Source organism: Algivirga pacifica (assembly GCF_039543525.1).
GTDB classification, from domain to species: domain Bacteria; phylum Bacteroidota; class Bacteroidia; order Cytophagales; family Flammeovirgaceae; genus Algivirga; species Algivirga pacifica.
In genome coordinates this window covers 1-18,348 of record NZ_BAABJX010000037.1, presented here as the reverse complement: position 1 = coordinate 18,348, position 18,348 = coordinate 1, and the positions used below count along the sequence as shown (strand labels likewise).

Genomic DNA, 18,348 nt, shown 5'->3' with positions numbered 1-18,348 from the left:
TTCCTTCTTCCTTCTTCCTTCTTCCTTCTTCCTTAAAAAAATACAATTATCTCTACCTCTTCACCTTAAATAACAAAAAAGACTTTTAGTAAAAAGCCTTACTTTTTAGCACCTACCCTACTCTTCCTCTCATTATTCTGATCACAATCCATTCATAGTAACTCACAAACTTCACACACAACAAAAATAAGAGTTCACCACAACCTTACTATTACGAAATAAAATAACAGCACTGACCCTTAAAGCCATTTTTTATAACAAAAAACCATCATTACTCAGTATTTTTTAACAAATGAATGGTAAAATAAAATATCACACAATTCATTAATTATCAACCTATTAATTAATTTTGTTAATCACTTGTAGTACAAAATAAACCACATGTAGGTCATTTGTAGCTCATATATTTTTCATCTCGAATTTACATTTATTTAATGTTGCATAAGCGGTGCTAGTAAATTTTTTCTCGAATAGCATGAATACTCATAAATCAACGAAGAGAAAGACTCCTATGGAAAGGGAGGAAGAGGAACTGAATAAACTTATTGAAAGAAGTAAGAAAAAAACCATTGCACTCAAGAATCTTCTGAATGCATTAAACAAGAATAGTAACTCTTGAAATTTTCCAAATTCAATTATTTTTTTCATTCAATTATTTTAAGCTAAATGAAGCAAATTCTATCCAAAACATTCAAGGCTTTCGCCTGTGCGGTAGGACTTCTTGCCTTCAACAGCAATGACATCATGGCACAAGTTCCGGCAGAAGCCGCTTATGTCAACGGCGTAGGCCAAGGTGTTATTCGCGTGAAGTTCAAGGAAAATGTAAATGTTGACGCTTTGCGAGTAAGCCAGTCTTCGGCTGGTACTTTGCGTGTCGGCATGACCGCCTTTGATGCACAAGCTGCAACTTTCGGTGCCACAACGATGCGTCGTGTATTCCCTTATGATGCTAGGTTTGAGCACAAACTTAGAAAGCATGGTCTACACCTATGGTATGAGATCCATATGGATGCCTCACAAGACGAGATTTCAGCAGTGAAAGCTTTTGCAAACATTGCAGAAGTAAGCATGGCTGAACCTATGTACGAAACAAAGTTGATCGAAGAAGGTGCTTTTGTTCCTGCTGAAATCAATAAAGCATCTGAGGCAGCAGCCTTCTCCAATGGAGAAACTGTTGAAATGCCATTTAATGATCAGTACCTAGATTTACAATGGCACTACCACAACAACGGTACGGCCCCTTCTAGTGTTGCTGGTGCCGATGCCAATGTCTTTGATGCTTGGAAGATCGAAACAGGTAAGTCACATGTAATTGTAGCGGTACACGATGAAGGTATTGATACAGACCATGAAGACCTTGCTGCAAACATGTGGGTCAATGAGCTAGAAGCGAATGGTCAGGAAGGTGTTGATGACGATGGAAACGGATATATCGATGATATTCACGGTTATAGTTTCTCTTATGATAGAGGTCCATTGGAGCCACAACAACACGGTACGCACGTTGCAGGTACCGTAGCTGCTGTCAATAACAATGGTGTGGGTGTTGCTGGTGTTGCCGGAGGATCAGGAAATGGCGATGGTGTACGTATCATGGGACTTCAGATTCTATCAGGACCTTTCAGTAATACTGCTGCATCTTATGTATATGCGGCCAACAATGGTGCGGTAATTTCTCAAAACTCTTGGGGATATTTAACACCTGGTTATGTCAGCCAAGCAGTATTGGATGGTATTGATTACTTCATTGAGGAAGCGGGTGATTATCCTGGTAGCCCAATGAAAGGAGGTATTGTAATCTTTGCAGCGGGTAACTCTGACAGTGATGAACAACATTACCCAGGTTACTATCACAAGACTGTTTCGGTCGCTTCTTTGGGACCTGCTAACAAAAGAGCTTACTATTCCAATTATGGTAAGTGGGTAGATATCGCTGCTCCAGGTGGAGATGTTTCTTTAGGTACAGAAGCAGGCGTATTGAGTACGCTTCCTGATAACCAATATGGTTTCTTCCAAGGTACTTCTATGGCAGCTCCTCACGTAGCTGGTATGGCAGCCTTAATGGTTTCCAAGTTTGGTAATGAAGCGTATACTGTTGAGGAATTGAAATCACAGATGATGACTTCTATCAACCGTATCGATGAACTTAATGCTGGATATGAAGGCCTATTGGGTGTTGGTACTATTGATGCTGTAAAAGCATTAGCCACTGACGGTGGTTATGCACCAGCGGCAATAGCAGACTTAGCTTCTGCGGGTGCTTCTATGGACTTTATCCAAGTATCATGGACTTCAGTAGCTGATGAGGATGACTCTACAGCATTCACCTATAAGCTTTACTACCACACAGAGTCTATTACTGAGAGCAACCTTACAGAGGCAATGATGCTAGAGGTTGCAGGAGTAGAAGCAGCGGGAACTTCTATTACGCATAAAATTGCTGATCTGGCACCAAGTACTACATACTATGTTGCAATTCAGGCAATCGACCGTTGGGGGAACGCTAGTACACTTTCTAATGTAGTTACTGAAGCTACAAACGCTGGTCCTGACATTGCGGTAGATCCTGTAGTATTTGATATTGACATGAACACGCTATCGGGAACTTCTTTCCCTACTTCATGGACAATCCAAAACCAGGATGAAGGACTATTGGAATGGTCTGCAACATGGGCCCACTACTCAGCTACGTTAGCAAACGTAACGATTCCAGCTTCAAACAACCCTATCAAGGCGAGTGATGCTAAACTAGGCGTTCCGTTTGCTGAAGCAACCCCTATGACCGTGGGAGATGATTTGCCACAATTTGAGGAGCAAACGCTGAGACACTTTGAAAATACGGACAGAGCTTATACGCTAGGGTATGGTGATGAAACAGTGACGCATACAACAGCAACAATGTTTGAGATTGCTTACGGGCAAGTATTCAACCTTACGCATATTAAGACAAGCTTTATGCTTGCTTCAACAGATGCTCCTGCAGTGATCGAGATCAAGCAAGGTTGGGATATGAACACTGCAAAAACACTTCACACGCAAGAAATTGTAGGTAGAACAAGCTCATATGGATATACTTACGACGTACGTCTGGATAAGCAGCTGAAACTAACAGGTAATGGTGGACCAGTATGGGTATTGACACACATTGCTGCTGGCGTGACACGTTTAGATCCATTGGTATGGAGAGATATTGATAGTGTATCAAAATCAAACTATAGTTATATCAGTTTTGATGGCGGTGACTCTTGGGAAGTATTAGCTTCATTGATTCAAAGAGAATTTGGTGTAGTCGGTGCAAGCTGGCCAACAGAGCTAGTAAGTAAAGAAGCTTTCCTTGGTGACTACTTATACATGTCCAAGAAAAATGGTACAGTAGACGGAAACAGCACTTTTGATGCATCGGTGACCCTATACCCTAACTACTTGGCAAACGGTACCTATACTTCAAACTTCTTTATTTCATCGAATGACTTTGATGAAAGAAACATTGAAGTTCCGGTAACTGTAAACGTAAGTAACCACCCTCATCAATTAGCGTTCGAGGATGTTTACAATGTTGGTGCTGCACAAGTTGGAACAACCAAAGAAGCGGCATTAATCTTTGCAAACTACGGAATGGGTAAGTTCGATATCGCATCTGCAACTTCTTCCAATGCTAAGTTTGTGATTGAGTCGCAGCCTGCTTCAGTAGCTGCCAAGACGCAAGGACAAATCGTGGTAAGCTTTACGCCAGATATGGCACAGAATGAGAATGCAGTCATTACCCTGACTGACAACAGTGGAGCAACTTACAACTTCAATGTTTCTGCTACGGGTACATCTCCATCAGAGATTACCTTGACTCCTGATACTTTAACAGTAGATCTTGCGGTAGAATCAGCTGGAACAGGCTCATTCACGATTGAAAATACAGGTGATTATCCGTTGAGCTTTGCCTTCCCTAAGTTCTCAGAGAAAGAAGTAGTAGGTGTAAACCTTCACCATACATTTGGTTATACGTATGATACTACTGCATTTGATTGGGTGGATATCAGTACAACAGGTGAAGATATTACAGAATTCTTTGCGGGCAATCCAGATAACTTCCAGTACGAGGTGGATCTAGGATTTGATTTCCCTCTATACGACGGTAAAGTTTCATCTGTATTCGTAACAGATTATGGGGTATTGAACACGCGTTCGGAGTCAAAAATGCCAAACAACACTCCTTACCTGAATACAACAGATGCACCGAATGGATTTATCTCAGCAATGTTTGAGAGACAAATCAACGTTGCAAATGGAGGTAACATCTACTGGAAACGTCAAGAAGGTATGCTTATCGTTCAATATGAGAACGTAAGTGTAAACTATAATACCCCTGTTACATTCCAGATTATCCTAATGGAAAGCGGTGATGTGCACATGAACTATAAGCAGGTAAATAGTAATCACCCTAACCTGATTGCACTTAGAGGAGACGGCTGGAAGTACAGAAAAAATGACTTTGCAGCATACTCAGGTTCTTGGAGAGATGAAGTATATAACTTTACAGAAGTCATCAATGCAGATTCTTCATCTATTGTTATCAGAACACCAGGTGCTGAGATGATCAGCAACCTATCTGTTACAGATAGCATCATTCCAGTAGGAGCAAGCACAACAGTTACTTTTGATATTGAGACAGCAGGACTTGCTGCAGGTACGAAATACCAGAAGCTTCAGGTGATCAGCAATGATCCTACACAAAGAGTAGGTGAATTTGTATTGGTAGCCAACCTTACAGGAGGAACACCTGATTTGGCCGTGAGTTCTACAGCCATTGATATGGGTACTTACTTCGTTGGGAATACAGTAGAGGAAACATTGGAAATCAAGAGTACAGGAAGTGCTCCGGCAACCATCGATGAGATTAGCTTTACACAAGGCTTGTTTGCGATTGACATTGCTGCTCCGGTAAGCATTGAAGCAGGTAGATCAATTTACCCTGTGATTTCTGCTAGCTCAGCAACAGTGGCTGATTTGGTAGACACCCTATTGGTGATCGCAGGTACAGATACGCTTTCAGTAGCGTTGAATGCATCTATCGTGAATGCTCCTGCGATCGCAGTAGCAACGGACACTATCCAGGCGACCTTAGCTTACGGAGACTCAGTAGTAAATACCTTGACTGTAGAAAATACAGGACTGGGTGAAATGGAAGTAATGACTTATGGTACCTCTTGGGCTACCGTAGTAGACGCAGCAGGTGATACGCCAATAGACTACGACTATATGGTCAAAGACAATATGGCTAACCTAACTGCAGGTACTATTGTAGATACAGAAGCACCAGTATTCGAATGGATTGATGCGATGGCAATGGGCGAAGAAATCCTAGGTGTGGATGGATTCAGAAACCCTTGGGGAGAAATAGCACTTCCATTTAGCTTTGAATACTATGGAAAAACCTATGACAAGGTTTATATCGCTAATTCTGGTGTGATGACCTTCTTGCCTAACCAACGTCTTGGTTTATTTGGCGGACAGTTTGGAACAACACTACCAAGTAATGATCCTATTGCTGCTATGATTGCTCCACTTTGGGCAAAATCATGGGTCAACAAAGATCTTCGTAAAAACTCTGGTATCTACTACTGGGCTAACGAGGAAATGGCGGTATTCCAATGGGAAGAAATCCTAACACAGCTAGGAGACGGAATGACCTATCAGGTAATTCTTTACCGTAACGGTAGCTTCAAGATCCAGTACAAGTCTTTCCCGAACTCTCGTCGTCTGATCGGCTTGTCGTTGGTAGGTATTGAGGATGATACACAGACAAGAGGTAAAACGATTTCTTCTCTGAATCAGGAAGGAATCGTAAACCACATGGCAATTTCTTTTGCTCCTGCAAAGAAATATACGGTTGCCGCTAGCTCTAGCAAAGACTTCAACGTAGTATTCGATGGAGCTGCAGCATGGGTAGGTGACTACACAGGAACTGCGAAATTGGTAACGAACGTACCGGGCACAGAGGAAATCGAAATTCCTGTAGCTACTTCTATCACAGGTGAGAAGTCGATGATCGCAGCACCTGAGAGCGTAGATATGGGTGAGTTGATCGCTTATGAGAAAAACGGTAGCCTAACTTCTTTCGAGGTAGAGTTTGACATCACTAACACAAGCAACTCCATGATGTACATCAATGACTTCAGCTTGGAGACTCCTGATGCTGATGTTGAGTTGTCAATGGGACTACGTTTTGTTCTGTTTGATTTCTGGGGATCTAAAGTAATCGATGAGTTCCGTGAAAACGGTAACCTTGAAGGTAGCTTCAACGGTTTCAACACGACGTATATCGGTGGAAACATCGCTCCAGGAGAGACACGTACAATGAAAGCTATTGTTACACCGGGTACAGGAACAGCAGCTACCTATAGCAACAATATCGTCATCAACTCTGGTGACTACAGTGTTAGTGTTCCATTCTCTTACGAAGTAGTATTGCCTCCAGTAATTGAGATTACTGCTACTGAGCTTTCAGTTGAAGCAGAGACAGCTTCAGAGGTGCAGACACAAACATTTGTGGTAAGCAATGCCAACGGAAACTCAACACTTGACTTTACAGTTGGTGTAGACTACTTGCGTGAGCGTGCTGCTGCAATGGCAATGAACCAATCGTTGGAAGCTCCTCAGAATGCAATGACTGCTGCTGACATGAGAGCGACTTCAATCATGGCACCAATGGCTACTGTGGCTGACAGTGCAAATTACAATGAGATTATTGAGTATAATACAGATACTATTTCTGATAATGCTCTTGGATTTGGTGCAGGAACACCGTTTATCAGTGGTACAGCGTTTACGGCTCCAGAAGGAGGGTTTAAGCTATCACACGTGAGAACATGGTACAGACCAACTGGTTTGGAGAATGGTGATATCAAAGTAACGATTGCAGTAGGTGAGGATATCAACACTGCAAAAGTACTTCACGAAGAAACTTTCACGACAGTAACTAGTAAGGAGGATGCGAATGGTGGATTCGAATACTTCGAATTGGCTGCTCCTCAGCAATTCCTGGCAGGTGAGCGTTTCTATATCGTGCTTTCTTACTCATTCGGTGCAGCGCTTCCTCAAGGATTCACTTATGAGGATGAAATCACAGCGAATACATTCTTCTTCCCTTCTGATGGACAATGGTGGGATGTGACAAGCATTGCTGACTTTGCTTATGCACACTATATGGTTGCCGCATTGGAAGAGACTGCAGGTCCTGATAGCTGGTTAACATTGGATGCTTACAATGGATCGGTTGCCGCTGGTGACAGCACAACGATTACTGCAACATTTGACGCTAACAATGCTTTCTTAGTAGACCACTACGCAGTATTGAACATTGAAAGTAACGACCCGGTAAGTGAAGGTGAGATGATCAATATGCACATGCATGTGAACCAGGCTCCAGCATTTACTGCCGCTGCTGATACAGCGTTCGGTTATGAAGCAGATACACTTTGGGTACCAGTGATGGTAGCAGATGCAGAAGGTGATATGATCACGCTGACAGCTTCGGGAGACCTTACGGCAGATGAAGTAGTAGCAGTAGACGGAGGATTCAACGTATCTTTCGTATCTGACTACACAATGGCAGGAACGTACAACGTAAGCTTTACTGCAACAGATGAGCACGGTATCGAAAACACAACGGCTGCTACAATCATCATCGAGGATGTAAACAGAGCTCCGGCATTTACGGTTCCTGCTTCCATCGAGGTGAACTCAATCATCACGACAACGCTTATGATTGCTGATCTAGCTAACGATGCTGACGGAGATGAGTTGGAATTCACTTACGAAGTTGAAGACAATACCATTGCACAAGTGGTGGAGTCAGGTGACGAAGTATTGGTAATTCCATTCGCAGTAGGTAACACTAATGTAACCATCACAGCAAATGACGGTAACGGTGGTATTACTTCAACTGTAGTAGAAATAAATGTTATCCTTGTTTCAGGAATCAATGATGCTTTCAAAGCAACAACGAAACTGATGAACTACCCTAACCCGGTAGCAGGTAGCACTACCTTCCAGTACAACCTACCAAATACTGGTCAGGTAACATTGGATATCTTCACGCTTACAGGTGTTAAGATGGCTACAGTAGTAAACGGTACACAAGCTGCGGGTACACATGAAGTGAACTTCAAGGCTACTGACCTAAATAGAGGAATGTACTTCTACATGCTAACGGTAGATGGACAGGCTGTAGGTTCAGGTAAATTGATTAAAGAATAATAATTGAATAAACTATAGATGCAAAAAAGGGTCTCCCATTGGGAGACCTTTTTTTTTACTTTTAACCAAATAATCCTTGTTTCACTCAGTATTAATCCAGCATTAAAACCAAATATCTAATTCGATATAATCCATTCTTCAGCTTCCTCTATCGATGGGAAGTATTCTGTAATTCCTGCTGAGGCATTATCTTCTACACTTTGCTTGACAGAAACTAGTGCCATAATATCTGCTGAAACTACAATAGCTTGTTTTACTGTTCCGGCCTTTTCATATACATCGCTCAACAGCTTCTCAGACCAGTCCTGCAAGTCCGGCGTTACAATAAAATCAGATTGACTCAAGTCCACTAATATATTTTTTGCTCGGTATCGCATGACCTTTTCAGCAAATACCTGCATCTCTGTTTTAAAAGTATCCTCATCCATTCCCGGATACCATACATTCACCAAGCTATCCCCTTTAATATTCAAGGTTTGATAAGTGCTCTTATAAATTTCCATTGGTAAGTAATCGAGTTAATAAATATTTGTTAAGTAAACATAAGAAAACCGGTATAGATAGGAAATAGTTTAATAGGCACATGTACCTTTTCTACCTAAATAAAAAAGCCGCTATACATGATTGCATAGCGGCTTTTTTATTTAGGTAGAGACCACTATATGGTCTCTACGACTCTAGTTTAATAGTTCACCATAAAGGTCAAACTCTGAAGCATCCGTAATCTTTACTTCAGCAAAGTCTCCAATACGAACGTAAGTATCTTCTGTAACAGGAACCAATACCTCATTATCCACTTCAGGGGAATCAAATTCGGTACGTCCTACAAAATACCCACTCTCAATACGGTCAAACAATACCTTTTGTACTGTTCCGATTTTCTTTTGGTTATGTGCTCTGGAAATATCCTCCTGGATAGACATGAGTTCCATTGCTCTATCTTCCTTCACTTCTTCTGGAACATTATCGTCCATCGTTCCGGAATGTGTATTATCTTCATGAGAATAAGGGAATACCCCCAAACGCTCAAACTTCATACGTTGTACGAAATCCACCATCTCATCAAAATCCTCCTCTGTTTCTCCTGGGTGACCTACGATCAAAGTGGTACGGATCGCAATATTAGGCACCTTGGCTCTGATCTTCTCGATAAGGGCTTCTGTCTTCTCACGAGTCGTTCCTCTACGCATCAATTTCAACATATTGGTAGAACCATGCTGTAAAGGAATATCCAGGTAAGCACAAATATTAGGGTGCTCTGCCATTACCTCCAAAATATCCTCAGGGAATCCTGTTGGGAATGCATAATGCAAACGTACCCACTCAATACCTTCCACATTGGCTATTTTCTCCAGCAACTCCGCCAAGTTTCTCTTTCCATAAAGGTCCAAACCATAGTAGGTAGAATCCTGTGCAATCAGCAATAGTTCTTTGACACCCTGAGAGGCCAAGTTTTCTGCTTGAGATACCAATTGCTCGATCGGAACTGAAACGTGCTTTCCTCTCATCAATGGAATCGCACAGAATGAACAAGGACGGTCACAACCTTCTGCAATTTTCAAGTAAGCATAGTGGCTATCCGTAGTGATCAAACGCTCTCCTAGCAATTCATGCTTATAGTCTGCCTTTAATGCTTTTAGGATATTGGGTACCTCTCTTGTTCCAAAAAATGCATCTACTTCAGGGATCTCTGCAACAAGATCCGCCTTATAACGCTCTGAAAGGCATCCTGAAACATATACTTTATCTACTACTCCATCTTTCTTGGCCTCCACATAACGCATGATCGTATCAATAGACTCCTGCTTGGCACTATCGATAAATCCACAAGTATTGATCAGTACAATATTAGCTGAGTCATCTTCTGCCTCATGTGTTACTGGGATATTATTTCCTTTTAATTGTGTCATGATTACCTCGGAGTCCACTAAGTTCTTGGAGCATCCTAGGGTAACGATATTCACTTTATTCTTTTTGAGCGTCTTGGTCTTCAATGTATCCGTATTTATGATGATTAATTGCCTGTCTGCTTGTTACTTCCTGCAAAATCGGGTTGCAAAAGTACAGGATTTCCTTTGGTTCAACAAATAAATAAAAATGACAGTTCTATAAATATTGCAAACGCTTCATAAAATTGGACTATTTGGGAATATATGGAGAGAAATTTATCCTTTGTGAATTAAAGTTTATCTATATCAATTATTAATTATCAATTTTTAATTTTTATTTTTTTACTAGAGTCTGTTTAGAGCTTGTTTGGAATACGTCTTCTACTACTCGAAATACCATTACCGATAAAACATTCAGATCAGCAAACCTACTACCACCTTTTACCCCATGACTTCCAAAAACCCTAAAAATGCCGTATCCCTTACCCGTACGATTTTCCTTTCCGCATTTAGTATTGCCTTGGGGGCTATTCTTTTGATTGTAGGTATATGGAGTTTAAAGGAAATACAAGCTTACCAAAAGGAAGCGGAAACCTTACGGTATGACAAAATTGATCGGCAAAAATTAGTGATACGGAATCAAGTGAACAATGCATTTAACACCCTGGAAAGGGAGCGACTGCACAGCTTGGCTACTGTCAAGAAAGAACTCAAACAAGAAACCTTACGCATTTCCCTGATTGCTCAAAACCTCTTTGAGCATTATAGTCAGAAGTTCAGCCGCACACAACAAACTCGAATGATCTATGAAGCCATCGCTCCCCTGGGAAATCAAGAAGCCTTATTGCAATACAGCATTCTTGATTATCAACAAAAAAAGATCATACTAGACACCTCCAACCCCAAACTGAATAATGCTTCTTTTTCTGAAAAGCAGCAACCAAAACATCATCATCTTTATGAAACTGCCTTAAAAGAGGGAGAAGGATTATATTTCTACAAAGCTCCTCCGAGCACTGTACAGGAAGCATATGGTGTGTATGCTTATTTCAAGACCTATGCACCTTTAAATATTATCCTGGTCGTACAGGCAAATATGTCCACCATTGAGAAGCGTACCAAGCAAGAGGTACTGAATAAAATGGCGACAATTTCCTTTGGGGACGATGGTTATATCTTTGCACAAGAGGATAACAGACAACTACTACTACAAGGAAAGGTGATGCTAGATACCGCAGCCTATTACAATCACTTTGTGCTCTATGATGAAGAAGGGAATACACACTTCCTCTCTGACATTAACAATAATACTCCCGATCGTTTTTACTATTATAAATTTTACCGACCGGGGCAGGAGCAACTTGTCAATAAGATCTCATATATCCGTTATTATCCTCATTGGAACTGGACTATTGGCGCTGGACTATATACGGATGTGGTAGAGCAGGAATTAGCCGAAAATGCACAAAACGTTCGACAACGTATCTATACTGACCTACTTTATATCATCATTACAGCAATTGGCTTAAGTATTTTACTATGGTGGCGACTACAAAAAACTTCCCATAAGGTCTCTTTGGGGTTAACAGAGTTCTCCAGTTTTTTCAGACAAGCTTCCAACGAGCACGTCAAGATCAATCCAAAAAAACTTCATTATCAGGAGTTCCAATTACTCGCTAATATGGCCAATGAAATGCTAGAAGAACGGGAGAAAACCAAAACGGAGTTACAGTTAGCCTACAATGAGATTCAAACCTCAGAAGAAGAATTGAGACAACAATCCGAAAGTCTTCAGATGACTAATGAACATCTGGAAAAGGTTTTAAAAGATCTGAAACAAACTCAAAACCAACTGGTACACTCTGAGAAAATGGCCTCTATAGGTCAACTTACAGCCGGTATTGCCCACGAGATCAACAACCCAATCAACTTTGTAAGTGCCAATGTAGATCCTCTACAGCAAGATATTGAAGACTTGTTATCGCTTATTGAAAAGGTCATGGAAGAGCTACAGCACACCCCCGACACTGAGCAATGGCAACAGATCAAGCAATTTGCCGAAGAGATTGAACTGGAAACTATACAGCCTGAAATAGTAGCACTCTTGGATGGTATCAGGGAAGGTGCGCAGCGCACCAAGACCATCGTTATGGGGCTTAGTGCTTTTGCTAGGGTAGACCAAGGTGTGTATACTCCTTCCAATATTGAAGAAGGGATCGAATCTACTTTGTTGATCCTTAATAACAAGATCAAGAAAAGTAATGTCTGTATCCAGAAGGACTTTAGTAATATTCCTCCCGTAGAATGCCTTCCCAATAAACTCAATCAGGTGTTTATGAATATACTCATCAATGCTATTCAAGCGAGTAGTAATAATGAAGGGTGCGTGCTGATCACTACACGACACTTAGAGCAGCAACAACAGGTAGAAATTGAAATACGGGATAATGGTCCCGGCATTCCAAAAGATTTACAACGAAAAATATTTGAACCTTTTTTCACCACTAAAGAAGTTGGGGAAGGTACAGGGTTGGGGCTTTCTATTAGCTATGGGATTATTGAGCAACATCAGGGGCGTATTGAGGTGGAGTCTCAACAAGGAGATGACTCCTACACAGCTTTTAGAATCATATTACCATTAGTACAAAAAACACGTTCATAATGTTGAATTGAGCTTCACTCGTTCATGATGTTTAGTTGTTGAATCATTGAATTACATTGATCCATTAACTACGCCATTAATCAACTTTCATACTCATTACCTACTGATCACTGTTCCCTGTTCATTGGTCACTGATCACTGCTCTAAGTTTTGCTGGTTGATCTGTAGTGATACTTTTGACTCCTAAGGCGATCAACCTCTTCGCTTCAGTAAGCTCATTCACAGTATAGGCATGTATTTCCAGGTCCATCAAATCAGCCAATTCCATGACAGAGGAATCGATGATTTTGTAATTGAGGTCTAACCCATCCAGGCCTGCCTCTTTCACTTTATGGAAGAGTTTTTTTGTCCCAAAAGGCTCAAAGTAATGACATAGATAGAGGGCTTTATTATCAGGAAAGGACTTTTTAGTCTGTACGATCGCTTCAAAGTCAAAAGAAATGAAAATAACCTGCTCCTCCTTTTCACTATTTTTAATAACCGATGTCATGGCTGGAACAACATCCATTCCTGACTTAATCTCTATCACCAAGTGCTTCTCCTCCGGTATGGTAGCTAATACTTCTTCCAAAAATGGTATTTTTTCTCCTTTGTACTTTTCTCCTTTGTACTTTTCCCCTTTGAAAGTTCCTACATCGATCGATCGTAGTGCTGTGGAATTGGTCTCCTTGATATACTTTTTGGGACCATTAGCAGTACGTTTAGTATCCTTATCATGGTGTACCATTACCCTGCCGTCTTTGCTTAGGTGAATATCAATTTCTACTGCATCGGCATCTTGCTCCCATGCAAGTTGTACTGCTGCCAAGGTATTCTCAGGAGCATCGGCAGAGGCGCCCCTATGTGCCACCAACATAATTTCATCTGAGTTGAAGTGAAAAAAAGCAAGGCTGAAGTACAAACAACAGTTGACCAAATGTCTCATATTACTGGAATAATTTAAAAAATCTTCCGAATAATACAGCTTCTTTTTTGATCTTCCTTGCTTGTATATCAGCCTTTACTTTTTCTTAATACTGTATTCACAGGGCGGTGCCCTGTGCTAGACGGTGCCCTGTGCTAGGCCGTGCCCTGTGCTAGGCCGTGCCCTGTGCTAGGCCGTGCCCTGTGCTAGGCCGTGCCTTGTGCTAGTTGAGATTCGATCATCAACGAATAATTGAAAATTAATCATTGAAAATTAATTTGCTCACTGCTCACTGCTCACTGCTCACTGCCTTTTCTTCCTTCTTCACTGCCACCTGTTCGTGATCTACCAATGCTTCCAATAGTAGTTCCACAGGATGCTGTGCCTTACGTCCCGTACCGTCCATAATCTGGTGACGGCAACTTGTTCCTGGGGCAGCAATGGCTACTTCTTCCGGCTGTTGTCTTACTGTTGGGAATAACACCAACTCCCCTACTTGCATAGAGGTTTCATAGTGCTCTTGCTCATAACCAAATGATCCTGCCATCCCACAACAACCCGAAGGAATCATATGTACCTCATAGTTCTCTGGCAAAGACAACAGCTGCTTAGTTGGTCCTACAGAAGACAGGGCTTTCTGATGGCAATGTCCGTGTAACTTGATCAGCTTTTGCTCTTTTGTAAATTGATCAGAAGAGATATTTCCCTTCTTCATTTCTTTCAACAAGAACTCTTCTACTAACATCGCATTCTTACCCAGTATCTTGGCCTCTTCTTTTAGATAACCTGGTACCAGATCAATGTACTCATCCCTAAAAGTTAAGATAGTAGATGGCTCTATCCCTACCATTGGAATATCCTCTGAAACGATATCCTTCAGAAGGTTTACATTTCGGATCGCAATCTCCTTGGCTTCTCTTACCAGACCTTTAGATAAATACGTTCGTCCACTCTCTATATGCTTCGGTAGAATCACCTCATAACCTAAACGCTCCAATAATTCAACCGCCTTGATTCCAATCGGTGTATCATTATAATCTGTGAACTCATCAGCAAAGAAGTATACTTGTCCTTTTGCCTTACTGTTCACAATACTTTGATGCTTATTAAACCACTTCTTCAGTGTAGTACTGTGTAAGGTCGGTGTCGAACGCTCTGTAGCAAACCCAGAAAGCTTATTGAACAAGTAAGCTGTAGGAGGGAACTTCACAAACGCATTATAGGCCCAAGGCACCATGGATGCCAGCTTGTTCATTGTACTAAAGTTAGCAATCAACTTGGCACGGGCAGGCACACCATTGGCATCATAATAATGTTGCAGGAACTCCGCTTTCAACTTCGCCATATCTACATTGGATGGACACTCTGACTTACATGCCTTACAAGACAAGCATAGGTCCATTACCTCATAGATCTCGTCATGGTTGAAACGGTTGATTTCATAAGGTTCCCTTAAAAACTCCCTCAGTACGTTGGCACGGGCACGAGTCGTATGTTTCTCATCCCTTGTGGCCATATAACTTGGACACATGGTTCCACCACTCTTCTCTGTCTTACGACAGTCTCCTGATCCATTACAGAACTCTGCCGCACGGATATATCCTTGAGTATCTGTAAAATCAAAAACAGTATCAACTTCCGGTGTTTCAATACCTGGCATATAACGCATGCTGGTATTCATCGGAGGGGTATCTACAATTTTATTAGGGTTGAATACCCCTTTAGGGTCCCAGGTATACTTTAATTCTTTCAGGCGCTCATAGTTATTCTCTCCTACCATAAAGCGAATAAACTCTCCTCTCAAACGTCCATCACCATGCTCTCCACTCAAAGAACCTTTATACTTCTTCACCAACTTGGCAATCTCATCGGCTACCGTATGGAACATCTTATTACCTTCCTCTGTCTTCAAATCTAGAATCGGACGAAGGTGCAACTCTCCAGAACCTGCGTGTGCATAGTGTACACAACTCATATTATACTGCTCCAACGTCTTATTGAACTCTGCAATATAAGCTGGCAAATCCTGTACATCTACTGCTGTATCTTCAATCACTGGCGCTGGCTTAGCATCCCCTGGAATATTGGACAACAAGCCCAACCCTGCCTTTCTCAACGTCCACACCTTCTTGATATCCTCTCCTTCTACTATTGGGTAATGGTATCCCAAACCAGCAGCTTTCATTTCCTCAATAAGTGCTTGGGCATCTCTATGCAACTCCTCTTGGGAATCTCTGGATAATTCCACCACCAAAATAGCACCCGGATCTCCTTCTACGAAGAAGCGGTTTTCTCGTTGGCTAATATTGGCTTTGGTACACTCCAGAATAAAATGGTCCATCAACTCACTGGCTGAGGGATTATATTTCAGGCCAATCAAGTTGGCTCTCAAAGACTCATCAATCGTGTTAAAATGTCCACATACTAACCCCTTATACTTAGGAGGTAGCGGATCACAACTCATCTTGATTTCTGTGATAAACATCAAGGTTCCTTCTGAGCCTGCAATCAGTTCACAGAAATTAAATGGTTTCCCCCCTTCCTTAAAAGGCTCCATACGCGCCAATAAGTCGATAGCATACCCCGTATTTCGTCTAGGGATAGAAGGCTTAGGATATTCTGCCTCAATTTCTTGCTGTGCCTGTCCATCGGAAAGCATCTCTCGAATTTGTCGGTATAGCTCATTCTCCAATGCAGTACCTTCACACTTCTGTAGAAACTCTTCTGCCGTCAGTTCACTAAAGGTTACTTCACTTCCATCACTCAGAAAGCCCGTCACTTCTACTAAATGATCACGAGCACTTCCATACACTACCGAGTTAGACCCACAAGAGTTATTTCCAACCATTCCCCCTATCATCGCCCTATTGGCCGTAGAAGTTTCTGGTCCAAAATACAGTCCATAAGGTGCCAGGTGCATATTCAACTCATCACGAATCACTCCAGGCTGTACCTTTACCCATCGCTCTTCCTGGTTCACCTCCAGTACCTGATTAAACTTACGGGAAACATCCACCACAATTCCTTTACCTACAACCTGTCCCGCCAGGGAAGTCCCTGCCGTTCGAGGAATAAGAGAAGTTCCATGCTCATTGGCAAAAGCAATCAATTTTCTCAGGTCTTCATTTGTTTCAGGAATAGCCACCGCCAATGGTAGCTCTCGGTAAGCAGATGCATCCGTCGCATACAGCGTACGAACCGTCTTATCGTAAAACAGTTCCCCTTTTAGGGATCTCGACAATTGTTGTAAGTGAGCGTTATTCATGAAAAAGTAATGCGCTTGTTTGTGAGAAGAAAACTCTTCCTTTGTAATTCGAAAATGCTAAGACCGTTTAATGAAGGATCTTTCGAAAAAAGAAGCCCTGACCAAACATTTGTAACCTTTAATAACTATATTTCTATTGAAATAATTCCAATAAAAATATACATAATACAAAAGTACATGCTATCCAAAGGGAATACAAGACCAAAAATAGGGATTTTATAAAGATTTAGGCATAAGCTTTGCATGAATACATTCCGAAAGGAAATAATTTTCATCACAAAGTATAATAAAGTTGTCTGCTGTTAGTTTTAAAAGTAGTCAGAACGCTACTTTTTATAACCAGTAACCTCGGTGTACTTGAAGTTCCACTAGGAAGAGAACGCCTAGTTCAACTATACCTCAAGCAAACCAGCAGGCGTATCCCACTACATACGTCACTAGAAACATGATATTTCAGAGGTGAAAGAGAATTTTGCCTCCAGGATCTTTAATCAATTACTTCTATGCTAAGACTTATCGCAATTGTTGCCTTACTTACTTGTCCTCTGTCCGCTCTTTGGGCACAATTTGACATGAACTCCATCCATGAGGTAGCAACAATGGATGACCCTTACCGCAAGCCTGAAATATGGAAAAGAATTAGTGAAGACCCAGACAGTGACTACTGGTGGAGAATCTACTTCGGTAAGGATCTATTTGACTTAAGTAGCGAAGAATACATCCTTTACGAAAGTATCAGAGAGCGATTAATACAAACAAAAGAGAGTGAAAAAGAAGTGCAGCAAAGTCACGTTTACTCCTATAACCTTTCCAATAAGGTTTTACAAACTGAATCTCTTAAAGACGACTTGATATACAGAGAGCTCACCGCTAATATTTCCAAGAATTTCTTTCTTATAGAGGATTATTTCTCTCAAAAGTTTAATGAGATGGGAATGGACTATATCTTTTATCAGGATGCTTATCCCAACGAAGACTACAACCGTATGCATTGGGTTAGAGAGCACGAAATGCAACTGGAGGAGATGATCAAGATGCAATTGGTGGAGTTGATTAGTACGAATTATTAGGATGAAGGAAGGGCGTTCCTTGTGGTCGCCCCGACGAAGGGTAAAGGTAGGAATGAAGAATGAAGAATGAAGAATGAAGAATGAAGAATGAAGAATGAAGAATGAAGAATGAAGAAAAGTTAATACCTCTGGCTTGAAAAGCTAATTATAAGTAAAGCTTTTTATAAAAAATCTCACCACATATACGTGATTACGTTATATGGTGAGATTTTTCTCTTTATAAGAAGTATATCTTAAAATACTATCCTTCTTCCTTTATCCTTCTTCCTTTATCCTTCTTCCTTTATCCTTCTTCCTTTATCCTT

The 18,348-nt window shown here is 41.3% G+C and carries 8 protein-coding genes; 4 read left to right on the top strand and 4 right to left on the bottom strand.

Annotated elements, in window-relative coordinates; genetic code table 11:
* The first annotated feature begins 475 nt into the window (after positions 1-475).
* Positions 476-619 carry a hypothetical protein gene (locus tag ABD985_RS13010; protein ID WP_345372385.1) on the top strand — a complete coding sequence of 48 codons (144 nt, stop codon included), beginning with the start codon at positions 476-478 and terminating at the stop codon, positions 617-619.
* A 47-nt stretch (positions 620-666) separates the two neighbouring features.
* The gene (locus tag ABD985_RS13005) at positions 667-8,253 is read left to right on the top strand and encodes a S8 family serine peptidase (protein ID WP_345372383.1); all 7,587 of its coding nucleotides are present in this window, start codon (positions 667-669) and stop codon (positions 8,251-8,253) included.
* A 116-nt stretch (positions 8,254-8,369) separates the two neighbouring features.
* On the opposite strand, the gene ABD985_RS13000 is transcribed toward ABD985_RS13005, so the two are convergent.
* Positions 8,370-8,756, bottom strand: coding sequence for a hypothetical protein (locus ABD985_RS13000; RefSeq protein WP_345372381.1), 387 nt, complete (start codon positions 8,754-8,756; stop codon positions 8,370-8,372).
* A 174-nt stretch (positions 8,757-8,930) separates the two neighbouring features.
* The gene (rimO, locus tag ABD985_RS12995; RefSeq protein WP_345372380.1) at positions 8,931-10,247 is read right to left on the bottom strand and encodes a 30S ribosomal protein S12 methylthiotransferase RimO; all 1,317 of its coding nucleotides are present in this window, start codon (positions 10,245-10,247) and stop codon (positions 8,931-8,933) included.
* A gap of 343 nt (positions 10,248-10,590) precedes the next feature.
* Here rimO and ABD985_RS12990 point away from each other — a divergent pair, with 343 nt between their 5' ends.
* Positions 10,591-12,804 carry a sensor histidine kinase gene (locus tag ABD985_RS12990; RefSeq protein WP_345372379.1) on the top strand — a complete coding sequence of 738 codons (2,214 nt, stop codon included), beginning with the start codon at positions 10,591-10,593 and terminating at the stop codon, positions 12,802-12,804.
* Positions 12,805-12,925: 121 nt separating this feature from the next.
* On the opposite strand, the gene ABD985_RS12985 is transcribed toward ABD985_RS12990, so the two are convergent.
* Together ABD985_RS12985 and ABD985_RS12980 are read right to left on the bottom strand one after the other, a co-directional pair.
* Entirely contained in the window at positions 12,926-13,729 is an 804-nt protein-coding gene (locus ABD985_RS12985) for a glycerophosphodiester phosphodiesterase (protein WP_345372378.1), read from the bottom strand.
* A 268-nt stretch (positions 13,730-13,997) separates the two neighbouring features.
* Entirely contained in the window at positions 13,998-16,973 is a 2,976-nt protein-coding gene (locus ABD985_RS12980) for an FAD-binding and (Fe-S)-binding domain-containing protein (RefSeq protein WP_345372376.1), read from the bottom strand.
* A 503-nt stretch (positions 16,974-17,476) separates the two neighbouring features.
* On the opposite strand from ABD985_RS12980, the gene ABD985_RS12975 reads away from it, so the two are divergent.
* A complete protein-coding gene (locus ABD985_RS12975) occupies positions 17,477-18,043 on the top strand; it encodes a hypothetical protein (protein WP_345372375.1) in 567 nt (188 codons plus the stop codon).
* Positions 18,044-18,348 lie beyond the last annotated feature (305 nt).